Source organism: Streptomyces sp. NPDC019937, from assembly GCF_040631655.1.
Taxonomy (GTDB): Bacteria; Actinomycetota; Actinomycetes; order Streptomycetales; family Streptomycetaceae; genus Streptomyces.
The window spans coordinates 237,458-252,581 of the sequence record NZ_JBEYAL010000004.1 but is presented as its reverse complement, the minus strand read 5'-3'; the positions used below and the strand labels follow the sequence as shown (position 1 = coordinate 252,581).

Genomic DNA, 15,124 nt, shown 5'->3' with positions numbered 1-15,124 from the left:
CCCGATGACGTCATGGAGCCCGCCGTGCGCGTAGTCGTTGCCGAGGATCTGTTCCTGCTCAGGGACGGGCTGGTGCGGATGCTGGAGGCCTACGATTTCGAGATCGCCGCCGCCGTCGAGAGCGGGCCGGAGCTGACCCGGGCGCTGGCGGAACTGAAGCCGGACGTGGCCGTGGTGGACGTACGGCTGCCGCCGTCGTTCACCGACGAGGGCCTGCAGTGCGCGCTGGCGGCGCGGCGGGACCGGCCGGGGCTGCCCGTGCTGGTGCTGTCGCAGCACGTGGAGCAGCTGTACGCGCGGGAGCTGCTGGCCGACGGGAGCGGCGGCATCGGCTATCTGCTGAAAGACCGGGTCTTCGACGCGGACCAGTTCATCGACGCGGTGCGGCGGGTCGCCGAGGGCGGTACGGCGATGGACCCGCAGGTGATCTCGCAGCTGCTGACCCGGCGCTCGCAGGACCGGCCGATGGGGCATCTGACGCCCCGGGAGCGCGAGGTGATGGAGCTGATGGCGCAGGGCCGGTCGAACGCGGCGATCGCGGCGCAGCTGGTGGTGACCGAGCGGGCCATCGCCAAGCACACCTCGAACATCTTCGGGAAGCTCGGCCTGCCGCAGTCCGACGACGACAACCGCCGGGTGCTGGCCGTGCTGGCGTACCTGGACCGGGGGCGTGCGGAGGCGAGCGGCGGCTGACGGGCGCTTCCCCCGGCGCGCGCGCCCCATTGCTCCCGCCCCGCATCGCTGGTTAAGTGCCTCGCGCACCACAACCGTTGGCCGTTGTCCGTTGGGGGGCGCATGAGCGACCTGAGCAGACGCACGCTGATCGGAACCGCCGGAGCACTCGGGGCCGGGGCCGCGTGGGGGGCTCACTCCCCCGCGCTGGCCGACACCCCGCGGCCACCACAGGACAGCGCACAGGACACCGCCGTGACCGCCTTCGACACCGCGCCCGCGCACGCCGCGCTGCGGCGCCTGCTGCCCGAGCACGCCGGGCAGTTCCGGCTGGTGGCCCTTCCCCAGGGGCCCAAGGAACGGTTCGAGGTCACGGGCAAGGCGGGGCGGATCACCGTGGCCGGGACGAGCCCCGCGGTGCTGCTCACCGGCGTCCACTGGTACCTCAAGTACACCTGCCACGCCCAGATCACCTGGGCGGGCGATCAGCTGGACCTGCCGAAGCAGCTGCCCGCGCCGCGCGGCACCGTCCAGCGGTCGACCGCGCTGCCGCACCGCTTCGCGTTCAACGACACCCACGACGGCTACACCGCCCCGTTCGCCGACTGGGACCGCTGGGAACACCTGATCGACATCGCGGCCCTGCACGGCTGCAACGAGTTGCTGGTCACCGCGGGTCAGGAGGCCGTCTACCACCGGCTGCTCCAGGACTACGGCTACACGGACGCGGAGGTGCGCGCCTGGCTGCCGACCCCCGCCCACCAGCCGTGGTTCCTGATGCAGAACATGAGCGCGTACGGCGGCCCGGTGTCCACGGCGCTGATGGAGAAGCGGACCGATCTGGGGCGGCGCATCGCCGACCGGATGCGGGAGCTGGGCATGCGGCCCGTCTTCCCCGGCTACTTCGGCACCGTCCCCGACGGCTTCGCCGACCGCAACCCGGGGGCGCGCACCGTCCCGCAGGGCGACTGGAACGGGCTCCGGCGGCCCGACTGGCTCGACCCGCGCACCGACGCCTTCCACGAGGTGGCCGCGGCGTTCTACCGCCACCAGCAGGACCTGTTCGGCGAGTGCGACCTGTTCAAGATGGACCTGCTGCATGAAGGCGGCAATGCCGGTGACGTTTCGGTGCCGGACGCCGCGCGCGCCGTGGAGAAGGCGCTGCAGACCGCCCGCCCCGGCGCCATCTGGGTGATCCTGGGCTGGCAGGCCAACCCCCGGCGCGACCTGCTGGACGCGGTGAACCACGATCACATGCTGGTCGTGGACGGCCTGTCCGATCTGGACACGATCACCGACCGGGAGAAGGACTGGGGTTCGGTGCCGTACGCGTTCGGCACGATCCCCAACTTCGGCGGCCGTACGACGATCGGCGCCAAGACCCACATCTGGGCCCAGCGGTTCACCGTCTGGCGGGACAAGCCGGGCAGCAAGCTGGCCGGCACGGCCTACATGCCGGAGGCGGTCGAACGCGATCCGGCGGCGTTCGAGCTGTTCAGCGAGTTGGCGTGGCGGGATCAGGCGGTGGACCGGGACGAGTGGTTCCGTACCTACGCCGATGTCCGCTACGGCGCTCCGGACGGGAAGGCGCGGGAGGCGTTCGCGGCGCTGCGCGACACCGCGTACGAGATCAGCAGCAAGGACGGCCGCCCCCATGACTCCGTCTTCGCCTCCCGGCCCTCGGTCGCCGCGCGCTCGGGCACGTACTACGCCACCCATGTGCCCGCCTTCGACATCGCCCGCTTCGACGCGGCCCTGGCGGCGCTGCTGGGGGTAGGGGCCGGGCTGCGCGACAGCGACGCGTACCGCTACGACCTGGCCGACACGGCGCGGCAGGCGCTCGCCAACCGCTCCTGGCAGCTCGCCCCTCAGCTCTCGGACGCGTGGGCCCGCAAGGACCTGGACACCTTCCGGGCGCTGTCCCGGCTGTGGCTCAAGCTGATGCGGCTGAGCGACGACATCACCGGCACCCACCGGCGTCTCCTCCTCGGCCCCTGGCTGGAGGACGCCAAGCGGATGGCCTCGGGCGAGGAGGAGTCCGTCCAGCTGGAGTTCGCCGCGCGCGCCCTCATCACCACCTGGGCGGACCGGGGCGCCGCGGACACCGGCAAGCTGGCCAACTACGCCAACCGCGACTGGCACGGCCTCATCGGCGACTTCCACCTGCCCCAGTGGCAGTCCTACCTGGACGAGCTGGAGGACGCGCTCGCCGAAGGCCGCGCGCCGCGCGCCTTCGACTGGTACGCGCTCGAGGAGCCGTGGACGCGGGAGCGCAAGAGCTATCCGGTCCGGCCGGTCGCGGACGCGTGGCGGACGGCGCGCCGGGTGTACGAGGCGCTGGCCAAGGCCCCGTACCAGGGGACGCTGACCGTCGCCACGGAGCCGGGGACGCTGCCGCCCGGCGGCTCCGGGGTCATCACCGCGACCCTGCGCAACGTCAACGGGCTGCGGGCCACCGGACGCGTCGACTTCGACCTGTCCGTGACCGGCCTGGACCCGGCGCCGCAGGGCCCCACCTCCCTGCCGTCGGTGCCGGCGGCGGGCAGCGGCGCGGTCCACTGGCGGGCCACCGCGCCCGACGACCCGCCGGCCGATCCGCTGAAGCCGTATCCGTACGAACTGGCCGTACGGTACGGGCCGCGCGGCGAGGAGCCGGTGCGGGCGGTGCGCACCGGCACCCTGTGGGTGGCGGCCCCGCTGGCCGACGGCTGGAAGACGGTCACCAACAACGGCGCGGTGTTCGGGCAGCTGGGCGAGCGCTTCGCGATCGACGGGGCGGGCCAGGACCTGTGGAAGGCCACCGCCGAGTTCGGCGCGGCCTACCGGGAGGGCGCGCTGCGGGCGGGGGTGGCGGTGACGGTGAAGGTGGACGCGCAGGCCGTCACCGGGCCCTGGGCCCGCGCCGGGATCATCGTCCGCGACGCGCTGGCGACGGCGGGCTCCCCGGGGTTCCTGAACCTGTCGGTCACGCCCGCCAACGGGGTCGTCCTGTCGTACGACTCCACTGGCGACGGCACGCTCGACACCTACCAGCGGGTCACCGGCGTGAAGGCTCCGGTGCTGCTGCGGCTGACGCGCGCCTCCGCCACCTCGTACACCGGCGAGCTGTCGACCGACGACGGCGCGCACTGGCGCAAGGTGGCGACGGTGACCGTGCCCGGCGCGGCGGCCGCGCAGGACGCCGGGCTGTTCATGAGCGCGGCCCACGGCGGCAGCGGGGCGCGCGGCACGGTCGAGTTCAGCGGCTGGCGCGTGAGCTGACGCGTCACGCTTCCCCGTCAAGGCTCCGCCCCCGCTCGCCGTGGGCGGAGCCGCCCGCTCGGTGACCTACTGCTACCGCCGCTCGTTTACCCCACGTGGAGCAGCAGCAGGCGACAGCCAACCCCCTCGACGACACCGCCGACCTTGACGACACCGCCGAGGCCGCGGGCCCGATCGACGTCGAGCAGGCCGAGGCCGCCATCGTCGAGCACTATCCGCGGCTGGTGCGGCTCGCGTATCTCATCCTGCCGCCCGGAATGGGCCGCACCCGGCGCGTGCTGGCCGCGCACGCGCTGGCGCAGCGGGCACTGCCGCGCAACCAGAGCAGGCCCGAGGCCCAGGAGGTCGAACTGCCGTGGCAGCGCGGCACGAAGGGCGCGGCGGGCGACGCGGGATACGCCTATGTGCGGCTGCGCGTGCTGCGCTCCGCGCTGCGGGCCGCGCGGCCGCGGCGCCCGTGGGCGCTGGCCGCGCCGCTGCCCCTGGTGTGGGGGCTGCGGCTGTTCCCCCGCTCCGGCGGGGCCGATGAACTCGCCCTGGACAAGGCGCTGTCCGAGCTGTCGGGCCCCGGCCGGGCCGCGTACGTCCTGCGCGGGCTGGAGCGGCTGGAGGACCGCGAGGTGCGGGCGCTGCTGCAGGCCGCGGGCGTCGAGGACGTGCGGGACGCGCTCGACGAGGCGGACGAGGTGCCGGAGCCGGCGGGCAGCCGGGACGACGGTTCGCTGCTGGAGTCGGCCGAGTTCGACCCCTGTTCGCTGCAGGCGCGGCCCACCGATCTGATGCGCCGCCGCCAGCATCTGCGGGCGCTGCTGGTGACCGTGGTGGCGCTGGTGGTGTGCGGGTCGCTGCTGGGGATGCCGGGCGAGGGCTGGGGGCGGAGCGGCGCGGCGGCGCCGAGTTACGCCCGTAACCCATCCTCCGAACGGGCGCTGGACCCCGACCGGTTGACGCGCGCCGAGCCCGCCGCGTGGCGCACCGCGACCCGCGCGGACTTCTCGTCCTGGCCCGCCCGCGGCGACCGGCTCGGCGACACCGCGCTGCTGCGCCGCGCGCTGGCGGTCTGGGCGCGGCCGGGCCGTTCGGTGCGGGTGTCGGCGACGGCGGGCACCCAGTCGGGGCCGCCGTCCGGGCCGCCGCAGCTGCTGTACGCGGGCGTGGTGGACCAGGCGGCGGTGGTGCTGCTGTACGACGGGCTGCGGATCGCCCGGTACGCGGAGGGGCGCGGCAGCGACAGCGGTGCGGTGGCGCTGGACCTCGCCCGCCTCGACGCGGCGGACGCGGCCGCCTCGACCGCGCTGGTGCTGGGCCGCGCGGACGGCAACGTCCGCTATCTGGCCGCCCCCTGGGTGCGCCACGTCTCCGTACGGGACCTGCTGCGCCCCACCGACCGGCCGCGCCCGGTGCGCCTGGCCGCCGACGGGGTGACCGACCCGGTGCGCACCATGCCGCGGCTGCGCCCGTGCCGGGGCTGGCCCGCGCTGCGGTTCGGCTCGCGGCTGGTGGCCGACCTGGGCGAACTGGCCCCGGCGCGGCTGACGTACGGCGATCCCGGGGCCACATCGCGCGGCGGGCCGCACGATGTGGCGGGGCGGGCGGCCCGGTTCGACTGGGCGCGGACGGCCTGCCGGCTGCCGGTGATGGCGGGGCGCGGGGTGCGGTCGGTGAACGTCTGGCGGTTCGGGACCCAGCGGCTGCCCGAGGCGGGCGGCCGGGCGGCCTGGCTGTGCACCCGGGCCGAGACCTGGCGGGGCGCGGGCAGCAGGGTGCTGGCCCAGTTCCAGCCGTGGAACACCCGCCGGGGCTCGGCGGGCGCGGTCGCCGCCACGGCGGACGGCTCCCCCGCCTGCGGGCCGCGCGCTCCGCGTGTCCTGGCGGGCGTGCTGTGGAAGGCCCGGTCCGGCCACTGGTTCCTGCTGGCCGCGGGCAGCCACCAGGTGCACGGGATCGCGGCGAGCGGCGGCGTGAAGGGCCGGTCCCACGGCCGCGCCCTGACCGTGCCCGTCAAGCCCGGCGCCCACGCCATCCTCACGGCCCGCCTGAGGAACGGCGACCGGCTGGACTCCCTGCACTGAGCGCCGCTAGGGGGTGTCCCCGGCCGCGTAGACGGCGACGGTGCGGCCGGGGACGGTGAAGGTGCCGGTCGCGCGCTCGTACGTGGCGGTCTTCACCGTGGCGTCGGCGCCGTGCGCCTGGACCGGATGGAGGGCGTACGGGGTCCCGGCCAGGTCGGGGACGGTTTGCGGCTGCCGGGACGGGGTGGCGTTGAAGACCACGACGAGCCGCCCGAGCCGCATGGTGATGACACCCGGCGTCTCCCCGGTCCCGGACAGCGGGAAGGACAGCGCTTCCCGCACCCCCTCCGCCGTGGCCTGGCTGAACGCCCTCTCGGTGGTACGGATCCGCAGCAGGTCCCGGTAGGCCGCCGAGGCGCCCGTGATCTCGGGGCAGCCGGGGCGTGCCGCCGGGTTGGTCAACAGGGGCTTCGCGTAGGGCCACTTGGACGCGTTGTCCGCCGCCGGGGGCAGTCCCCGGCCGAAGCCGTTGCCGGACGCGCAATCCCAGTGGACGGCGTTGAACCAGTCCCCGCTGTCGTAGGAGTTGCGGTCCAGCGACTTCGAGCGCAGCAGATCGGTGCCCGCCTGGCTGAGCGCCGGGCCCTGGGAGAGGGCGGCAGTGGCCAGGGCCACCACCTGGGTCCGGGCGCGGTCGGCGGCCGAGGTGCGCTCGGGGAGCTTGTAGGCGAGCGCGTCGTAGAGGGTCTCGTTGTCATGGGCGTCGGCGTAGGCGAGCGCGTCGCCGGGGGCGGCGGCGTAGCCGGCCGGGGCGCCGTTGTAGTCGACCTCGGAGCCCTTGACCCGGCGTCCGGTGGTGTCGGTGAACGTGTAGTCGGCGAGGTTGCCGGAGAGCCCGACCTTGATCAGGTCCTGGGCGTGCAGCAGCCGGGCCCGCTGCTCGTCCCGGCCGCCGTTGGCCGGTGAGCCATTGGGGTCGGTGAAGAGCCCGGAGGCGAAGCCCTGGACGCGGGGGTCCTCGTCGAACGGCCCGCCGCCGCGCACCGCGTCCCGCGCCCGGTCGCTGAAGGTGGCGATGCCGGTGCCGGCCATGGTCCGCTGGGTGGCCTGGACGAAGCGGGCGTCGTCGGCCACCTCGCCGAAGTTCCAGCCCTCGCCGTAGAGGATGATCGATGTGCCGTCCACCCCGTCCTTGGCCGGGGTCAGGGCGTCGAGAGCCTTGCGTACGGCCAGGATGTTGGCCTTGGGGTGGTGGCCCATGAGGTCGAAGCGGAAGCCGTCGACCTTGTACTGCCTGGCCCAGGTGACGATCGAGTCCACCACCAGCTTGCCCATCATCGCGTGCTCGGGCGCCGTGCCGGGGCAGCAGGTGGAGGTGGCCACGCTGCCGTCGTCCAGCAGCCGCTGGTAGTAGCCGGGCACGATCCGGTCGAGCACCGACCGCTCGTCCTGCCCGGCGGCCGCGGTGTGGTTGTAGACCACGTCCATGACGGTACGCAGCCCGGCGTGGGCCAGGCCCCGCACCATCTGCCGGAACTCGCGGACGCGCGCCGGGCCGTCCGGGTCGCTCGCGTAGCCGCCCTCCGGCACGGTGTAGTGCAGCGGGTCGTAACCCCAGTTGTAGCCGTCCCTGGCCGCCGTCCCGGCCACGCACTTCTGCTGCTGGCCGGAGTCGGCGGGCAGGGCGGCCAGGTCGCAGCCGGGCCGGGCCTGGTCGGACCGCCGCTCCGGGACGGTCGCGAAGTCGAAGGCGGGCAGGAGATGGACGTACGAGGTGCCGGACCGGGCCAGTCGCGCGAGGTGCCGCATCCCGTCCGAGTCGCGGTCGGTGAAGGCGAGGTACTGGCCGGGGTGGGCGCTGGTGCGGTCCGCGATGGAGAAGTCGCGGATGTGCAGCTCCTGGATGCGCGCGTCGCGCAACGGCACGGCCCCGGGCTTCTTCAGCGAGGCCCAGCCGGCGGGGGCGAGCCGGGGGTCGGCCAGGTCGGTGACCAGGCTGCGGGCGGAGTCGGCGGTCAGGGCGGTCGCGTAGGGGTCGGTGACCTCGTTGGTGACGGTCTTCCCCACACTCGGCGCCCAGACCCGGACCCGGTAACGGTAGGGCTTGTCCCGCCAGTCGGGGCCGCCGGTCACGCTCCACACCCCGCTGCGGGCGTCCCGCCGCATGGCGACGGTGCGCCCGTCGAGGTCGAGCGACACGGACCGAGCGGTCGGCGCCCAGACGGAGAGGGTGGGCCGGCCCGCGTGGAAGACCGGGCCGAGGCGGGCCCGGCGCGCCCGGTCCGCGTAGAGATCGTCCAGGACGCCGGGGATCTGCACCCCGGTGCGGTGCCGTACACGGTCGCGGTCGCCGGCCGCGTACTGCACGGCGGTGAGGGGGCCGCGCAGCGCCGTGGCGGCCTTGTCGCGGTCGCGCGGGTGGAGGCGGTAGGCGGGACGCCCGGCCAGATGGGGGTAGGCGGCCTTCTGCGCGTCGGTCAGGGAGGCGGGGGCCAGCCGCAGGGTGCCGCCGTCCGCGGAGCGCAGCTCCTCGGCGGTCCCGGCGGTGTGCTGGACCTGCCAGACGACGGTGGCGCGGTCGATCCACTGCGCCTCGGCGGGCGCCCGTGTCCCGGTGGCGGGCGCCTCGGCCCGTGCGGTCCGCGAAGCGGCGGGCACGGCCGCCACGCCCAGCGCCAGGGCGGCGAGCGCGGCGGCCGTACGCAGCACGGTGGATGTCACGGGGCGGCTCCTTGAGTGGGTTGGGGGCGATGCCGGGGGTCAGCCACAGCTCCGTGCGTCCGTGTGGAGGGCCACCGCCGTGTTCGTGCCCAGGGTGGCGGTGAACCGGCCCGCGGAGTCGACCGTGACGGGCTTGCCGCTCTGTACGTCGCAGTAGCCGCCCGCCGGGAGCGAGGTCTGGAAGGTCCGGGTGAGGGAGCCGCTTTCGTGGTTGATGGCCACGTACGCCCTGTCGCCGCGTCCGAAGGCGATGGCGTCGTTGCCGTTGTCCCACCAGTTGGTCACCGCGGTGCCCCGGGCCGTGTTGCGCAGGGCGACCATGCTCATGATCTCGGGCCACTTGTGCTGGCACTTCCAGCCGTCCCGGTAGCAGCCGCTCACCGTGCCGCCGTTCGGCGGACCGGCGTCGTTGTCGCCGAACTCGTAGCCGGAGTGGACGTCCGGGGAGCCGTAGGGCCAGGCCAGCATGAAGACGCCTGCCAGGGTGTAGTCGGCGCCGTCCTTGTAGCTGAGGGTGGAGCCGTTGCGCTCGGTGTCCCAGTTGTCGACGAAGACACCGGACCGGCCGCTCGCCATATAGCCCCAGCCCTCGCCGAAGTTCTTCAGATACGCCAGCTTCTCGCCCTGGAACACCCGCTTGAGGTCACGGCCGTAGCGGAACTCCTGCACATCGCCGTTGCCCAGGTACTCCGCCGGGGAGACCGCCTCGCCCTCGCCGTAGATGACCTCCTGCTTCCAGTAGACGCCGGGGTCGCTCAGCCGGCTCTTGATGGCGGCCAGGTCCTCGGCGGGGATGTGCTTGGCGCCGTCGACGCGGAAGCCGTCCACGCCGAGCGAGAGCAGGTCGTCGAGGTACCGCGCGAGCCGGGTGCGGACGTACGGCTCGCCGGTGTCCAGGTCGGCGAGGCCGACCAGCTCGCAGTGCTGCACGTTCCAGCGGTCCCGGTAGTCGCTGATCTGCGAGGTGCAGTCGTCCATGTCCTGGGGCTGGTAGATCCCGGGGTAGGTGTACTTGGTGTACGAGGAGCCGCCGGTGCCGGTGCCGGAACCGGCGGACATGTGGTTGATGACGGCGTCGGCGACCACCTTGACGCCCGCGGCGTGACAGGTGTCGATCATGTTCTTGAAGGCGGTGCGGTCACCGAGCCGTCCGGCGATCCTGTAGCTGACGGGCTGGTAGGACGTCCACCACTCGCCGCCCTGGATGTGCTCGGTGGCCGGGGACACCTCGACGTAGCCGTATCCGGCGGGGCCGAGGGTGCTGGTGCACTCCGTGGCGACGGAGGCGTACGTCCACTCGAAGAGTTCGGCGGTGACGTCCTTGCTGCCGGGCGGCGCCGCGCGCGCGGGCTGCGGGGGCAGGGCGACGAGCGCCGTCGCGCCCGCCGCGAGGGCGAGGGCGGTGGCGGTGGCGGTGGCGAAGGGCGTGCGGCAGCGGGCCATCGTTCCTCCGTGGGGACGTCTCGTCATGACTTGGTCGCCCCCGCCGTGAGCCCCGCCACCAGATGCCGCTGCACCCAGGCGAACACCAGCGCCGCCGGGACGGCGATCATGACGGCGGCGGCGGTCATCGCGCCCCAGTCGGAGGTGTACTGGTTGACGAAGGTCTGGAGGCCCGCGGCGAGCGTCAGGTTCTCCTCGCCCGTCATGAAGGCGGACGCGTAGGCGACTTCGGCCCACGCGGTGATGAAGGTGTAGAAGGCGGTGACCGCGATGCCCGGCTTGGCGAGCGGTACGACCAGCCGCCAGAAGGCGCCGAAGGGATTGAGCCCGTCGACCCGCCCCGACTCGTCGATCTCGGCCGGGATGGTGTCGAAGTAGCCCTTCATCATCCAGGCGCAGAACGGCACGGCCACCGTCAGATAGGTGACGATGAGCGAGACCGGCTGGTTGAGCCAGCCGAGCGTCGACATGATCGTGTAGAGCGGCACGATGAGGATGGCCACCGGGAACATCTGGGTGATCAGCAGCAGCCACATCAGCGGCCGCATGCCGGGGAAGCGGAAGCGGCTGACGGCGTAGCCGGTGGTGGCCGCGATGAACACCCCCAGCACGGTGGTGCAGCCGACGACCAGAGCCGAGTTGCCGAACCAGGTCAGGAACTCCGTATCGCCCAGGACATGGGTGTAGTTCCGCAGCGTGGGTTCCTTGATCACTTCGGTGCTGAACGCCTCGCCCCTGGGCTTGAAGGAGGTCACCAGCAACCACAGCGGTGGGAAGACCGCGATGGCCGAGGCGAGGACCAGGGTCGTGTGCAGCCCGATCGAGGCGAGCGGGCCGCGTCTGCGGTCGCGCATGGCGGTCACACCTCTCCCTGCTTGCGGAGCGCGCGGCGGTAGACCACCGCGAAGAGCATGAGGATGAGCAGGATGAGGACGCCCCAGGCGGAGCCGCCCGCGTAGTCGCGGGGGCTGTTGACGAAGGAGATCCGGTACGCGTACGTCACCAGGATCTCCGTGGTGTCGCCGGGCCCGCCCCGGGTGAGCAGGTAGATCACCGGGAACATGTTGAAGGTCCAGATGGTGGAGAGCAGGACCACGGTGGCGGAGACCGGCCGCAGCCCGGGCAGGGTGATGTGGCGGAACCGCTGCCAGGGGTTCGCGCCGTCCATCTCGGCGGCCTCGTACCGCTCGCCGGGGATGGACTGGAGCCCGCCGAGCAGGGCGACCAGCATGAACGGCACCCCGATCCAGACGTTGACGGCGATCACCGAGACCTTGGCCAGGGTGGGGTCGTTCAGCCAGGGCACGGCGTCGATGCCGCCGCCGTCGAGGAGCTTGTTGAGGATGCCGTTCTTCTCGTTGTAGAGCAGCCGCCAGGCGAAGACGGAGACGAAGGCGGGCACCGCCCACGGCAGGATCAGCAGCGAGCGGTAGACGGCGCGCCCGGCGAACCGGCGGTTCAGCAGCACGGCGAGGCCGAGGCCCAGGCAGAAGGTGACGGTGACGCAGGAGACGGTCCAGGTCACGGTCCACAGCAGCCGGTCCAGGAAGACCTGGTCCTTCAGGACCGCGGTGAGGTTGTCGAGGCCGGTGAAGCGATAGGTGGCGGGGATGTGGTTGATGCCGATGGTGCGCTCGACATTGGCCTCGTTGGCGTCGGTGAGGGAGAGATAGACGCCGCGGCCCAGCGGATAGCCGATGATCAGACCGAGGACGATCACGACGGGAGCGACCATGGCCCAGGCGTACCAGTGGCGGGCCAGCGCGGTGCGGATACGGCCGGGGCCCACGGCCGTCGTCGGAGGGTTCACTTCCAGTCGCCCTTGAGGAGCTTGCGGTAGGCGTCCCCGACCGATGTCGCGGCCTTCTCGGGCGACGTCCGGCCGGCGAGCACGTTCGGCAACTGGACCAGGATCGCCTGGAAGAGGCTGTTGCCCTCGGGGATCCACGGGCGCTCCACGGCCTGGTCGACGGCGGCCTTGAAGAACTTCACGTTGGGGTTCGCGGCGACCGTCTTGTGGGAGTAGACGGAGGTGCGCGTGGGCAGCAGGCTCAGCTTCTCGGTGGTCTTGGCCTGCACCTCGGGCGAGCTCATGTACCGCGCGAAGGCGTAGGAGGCGTCGAGGTTCTTGGAGCCCGCGTAGACGGTGAGGTTGTGGCCGCCCTGCGGGGCGCCCCGGCCCTTGCTGCCGGCCGGGACGGGGACCACACCGAGGTTGGACCTGTCCTTGAACGCCTTGCCCGCCAGGGTGTCCTCGATCGCCCACGGCCCGTTGATCGTCATCGCGACGTCGCCGTTCTTGATGGCGTGCTGCATGGTGTCCCAGCCGTCGGTGGCGTCGGTCTCCGCCGCGCCGGAGGCGACCAGGTCGCGGGCGGTGGCGAACGCCTTGACGCCGGGCGCGTCGTCGACGGTGACCTTCTTCGCGCCGGTGTCGAGCAGGTCGCCGCCCTCCCCGTAGAGGAAGGGCAGATACCAGTAGGCGTCGTCGCCGCGCAGATACAGCCCGGTCTTGCCGGTCTTCTGCTTGATCTTCTTGGCCGCGGCCTTCAGCTCGGCCCAGCTGGTGGGCGGCCGCACCCCGGCGTCCTTCAGCATCGTCTTGTTGTAGAAGAGGCCGAGCGTGTCGATGACCTGCGGTACGCCGTAGGTCGCGCCCTTGAACTTCGTCCCGGCGGCCGCCTTGGGCAGGTAGTCGGACTGGTCGGCGAGGGCCGGGGTGCCGTCCAGCTTGGCGAGGTAGCCGATGTTGGCGAGGTCCTGGGTCCAGGCCACCTCGGTGCGCAGCACGTCGGGGGCGCCGGAGCCACCCGACCCGGCGGCGTTCTTGAACTTGGCCAGCGCCTCGCCGAACGGGACGTTGACGTACTTCACCTTCACGTCCGGGTACTTCTTCTCGAAGCCGTGGGCGAGCTGCTCGTACGTGCCCTTCTCGGCCTCGTTCGAGGTGTCCCAGTAGGTCACGGTGCCGGAGATCTTGCCTCCGGACCGCTTTCCGCCGCCGTCGCCGTCACCGCCGCACGCGGTCGCCGCGAGCGCGATGGCCGCGATCAGTGCCGTGGCCGTGATGCCGTGTCGCATGTGAACCCCTCCCGAACCGGCCTGCGGCGCCGTGGCGGCGCCGAATTGCGGAGGAACGTAACAGCGCGGCGGGACCCCGGAAAGACCCCCGGAAAAATCTTGCGGAGGTTTTCTGCAAGAGACCCGAATCGTTACGCCCGCGTATCCCGGTGGTAGCCGCCCAGGCGCTTGACAGGGGCGCCATAAGGCCCAGGAGTGCGCCTTTTGGCGCCACCCACCCCTGCAAGCTCTTCCGCAAGCCATTGCAGAGCTGTTACGTTCACCGGCATGACCCAGGAGCTCACGACCTCCCTCCAGGCCGAGCCGAGGCGATCGCCCGAAGCGGCCGCCTGGTGGCGGGACGCCGTCATCTACCAGGTGTACGTCCGGTCCTTCGCCGACAGCGACGGCGACGGGATCGGGGATCTGCGCGGCGCGCGCGAGCGGCTGCCGTATCTGGCCAGGCTCGGGGTGGACGCCGTCTGGCTGACGCCGTTCTACGCCTCGCCACAGGCCGACGGCGGCTACGACGTGGCCGACTACCGCGCCGTCGATCCGCTCTTCGGCACCCTCGGGGACGCCGACGATCTGGTGCGCACCGCCCATGAGCTGGGGCTGAGGGTGATCGTCGATGTCGTCCCCAACCACACGTCGGACCGCCATCCGTGGTTCGTCAGCGCGCTCGCGGACCGGCCTCGGGGGGCGGCCCGCGAGCGGTACCACTTCCGTCCCGGCCGGGGCGCGGACGGTGAACTGCCGCCGAACGACTGGGAGTCCGTCTTCGGCGGCCCGGCCTGGACCCGCACCACCGGACCCGACGGCACCCCGGGCGAGTGGTATCTCCACCTGTTCGCGCCCGAGCAGCCCGACCTCAACTGGGACTGTCCGGAGGTCCGCGAGGAGTTCGACTCGGTGCTGCGCTTCTGGCTGGACCTGGGCGTAGACGGATTCCGTATCGACGTCGCGCACGGCATGGTCAAGGCCCCGGGGATGCCCGACATCGGCCGCACCGAGCAGGCCAAGCTGATCGGCTCGCAGGTGCTGCCGTTCTTCGACCAGGACGGGGTGCACGAGATCCACCGCGGCTGGCGGCGGCTACTGGACTCCTACCCGGGGATGCGGATCGGCGTCGCCGAGGCCTGGGCGCCCAGCGCCGAGCGGCTGGCCCTGTACGTACGCCCGGACGAGCTGCACCAGGCGTTCAACTTCCAGTTCCTCAAGTGTCCGTGGGACGCGGCCGCGATGCGCGAGGTGATCGACGAGTCGCTGGCCGCCACCGCCTCGGTCGGCGCCCCCACCACCTGGGTGCTCTCCAACCACGACGTGGTCCGGCACCCCACCCGCTACGCCGACGGCGGCCCCGGGCAGGGGCTGCGGCGGGCCCGGGCCGCGGTCCTGCTCACCCTGTCGCTGCCGGGGTCGGCGTATCTGTACCAGGGCGAGGAGCTGGGCCTGCCCGAGGTGACCGACCTGCCGGACGAGGCCCGCCAGGACCCGGCGTTCTTCCGCACCTCCGCCGAGGGACAGGACGGCCAGGACGGTCAGGAGGGCCGCCGCGACGGCTGCCGGGTGCCGCTGCCCTGGTCGCGGTCGGGTCCCAGTTACGGGTTCGGGCCGGGCGGCAGCTGGCTGCCGCAGCCCGACGGCTGGGGCGACGCCTCCGTGGAGGCGCAGACCGGCGACCCGGCGTCCACGCTGGAGCTGTACCGCGGCGCGCTCGCGCTGCGCCGGGAGCTGCCGGGGCTGGGCGACGGGCCGATGAGCTGGCTGAACGCCCCGGCGGGGGTGCTCGCGCTGTCGCGCCCGGGCTTCGTGTGCACGCTCAACACCCTCGGGGAGGAGGTCGAGCTGCCGCTCCCGGGGCGCGCGCTGCTGTCCTCCGCGCCGCTGGCCTACGGCGCCGGCACGGTGCGCATTCCTCCCGAATCCTGTGCGTGGTGGGCAATCTGACATGC

The 15,124-nt window shown here is 72.9% G+C and carries 9 protein-coding genes; 4 read left to right on the top strand and 5 right to left on the bottom strand.

All coding sequences use genetic code 11. The features are described from left to right. Window positions 1-24 precede the first annotated feature (24 nt). The 3 genes from ABZ562_RS05415 to ABZ562_RS05405 all read left to right on the top strand — a co-directional run bounded on the left by ABZ562_RS05415 (window position 25) and on the right by ABZ562_RS05405 (window position 6,005). Window positions 25-693: a response regulator transcription factor gene (locus ABZ562_RS05415; protein ID WP_361474366.1), complete on the top strand. Its 669-nt coding sequence runs from the start codon at window positions 25-27 to the stop codon at window positions 691-693. Window positions 694-795: 102 nt separating this feature from the next. After that, window positions 796-3,933, top strand: a complete 3,138-nt coding sequence (locus ABZ562_RS05410; RefSeq protein WP_361474363.1) for an alpha-N-acetylglucosaminidase — start codon at window positions 796-798, stop codon at window positions 3,931-3,933. A 95-nt stretch (window positions 3,934-4,028) separates the two neighbouring features. After that, window positions 4,029-6,005 carry a hypothetical protein gene (locus ABZ562_RS05405; RefSeq protein ID WP_361474361.1) on the top strand — a complete coding sequence of 659 codons (1,977 nt, stop codon included), beginning with the start codon at window positions 4,029-4,031 and terminating at the stop codon, window positions 6,003-6,005. Between the two features lie 6 nt (window positions 6,006-6,011). Here ABZ562_RS05405 and pulA read toward each other — a convergent pair whose 3' ends face one another. The 5 genes from pulA to ABZ562_RS05380 form a co-directional block, all read right to left on the bottom strand. Continuing rightward, window positions 6,012-8,666: a pullulanase-type alpha-1,6-glucosidase gene (gene pulA, locus ABZ562_RS05400; protein ID WP_361474358.1), complete on the bottom strand. Its 2,655-nt coding sequence runs from the start codon at window positions 8,664-8,666 to the stop codon at window positions 6,012-6,014. A gap of 39 nt (window positions 8,667-8,705) precedes the next feature. Continuing rightward, the gene (locus ABZ562_RS05395; RefSeq protein WP_361474355.1) at window positions 8,706-10,109 is read right to left on the bottom strand and encodes an alpha-amylase family protein; all 1,404 of its coding nucleotides are present in this window, start codon (window positions 10,107-10,109) and stop codon (window positions 8,706-8,708) included. Between the two features lie 23 nt (window positions 10,110-10,132). Beyond that, complete coding sequence (locus ABZ562_RS05390) at window positions 10,133-10,963, bottom strand: carbohydrate ABC transporter permease (protein ID WP_361474352.1); 831 nt, start codon at window positions 10,961-10,963, stop codon at window positions 10,133-10,135. A gap of 5 nt (window positions 10,964-10,968) precedes the next feature. After that, entirely contained in the window at window positions 10,969-11,844 is an 876-nt protein-coding gene (locus ABZ562_RS05385; RefSeq protein ID WP_361474544.1) for a sugar ABC transporter permease, read from the bottom strand. Between the two features lie 71 nt (window positions 11,845-11,915). Next, window positions 11,916-13,190, bottom strand: a complete 1,275-nt coding sequence (locus tag ABZ562_RS05380; protein WP_361474349.1) for an extracellular solute-binding protein — start codon at window positions 13,188-13,190, stop codon at window positions 11,916-11,918. Window positions 13,191-13,457: 267 nt separating this feature from the next. On the opposite strand from ABZ562_RS05380, the gene ABZ562_RS05375 reads away from it, so the two are divergent. Continuing rightward, window positions 13,458-15,119 carry a glycoside hydrolase family 13 protein gene (locus ABZ562_RS05375; protein ID WP_361474346.1) on the top strand — a complete coding sequence of 554 codons (1,662 nt, stop codon included), beginning with the start codon at window positions 13,458-13,460 and terminating at the stop codon, window positions 15,117-15,119. The last annotated feature ends 5 nt before the right edge of the window (window positions 15,120-15,124 follow it).

Coding starts and splice junctions, on each gene's coding strand:
- ABZ562_RS05410 (WP_361474363.1), top strand. CDS start 796: ATGAGCGACCTGAGCAGACGCACGCTGATCGGAACCGCCGGAGCACTC.
- ABZ562_RS05395 (WP_361474355.1), bottom strand. CDS start 10,109: ATGGCCCGCTGCCGCACGCCCTTCGCCACCGCCACCGCCACCGCCCTC.
- ABZ562_RS05390 (WP_361474352.1), bottom strand. CDS start 10,963: ATGCGCGACCGCAGACGCGGCCCGCTCGCCTCGATCGGGCTGCACACG.
- ABZ562_RS05385 (WP_361474544.1), bottom strand. CDS start 11,844: ATGGTCGCTCCCGTCGTGATCGTCCTCGGTCTGATCATCGGCTATCCG.
- ABZ562_RS05380 (WP_361474349.1), bottom strand. CDS start 13,190: ATGCGACACGGCATCACGGCCACGGCACTGATCGCGGCCATCGCGCTC.
- ABZ562_RS05375 (WP_361474346.1), top strand. CDS start 13,458: ATGACCCAGGAGCTCACGACCTCCCTCCAGGCCGAGCCGAGGCGATCG.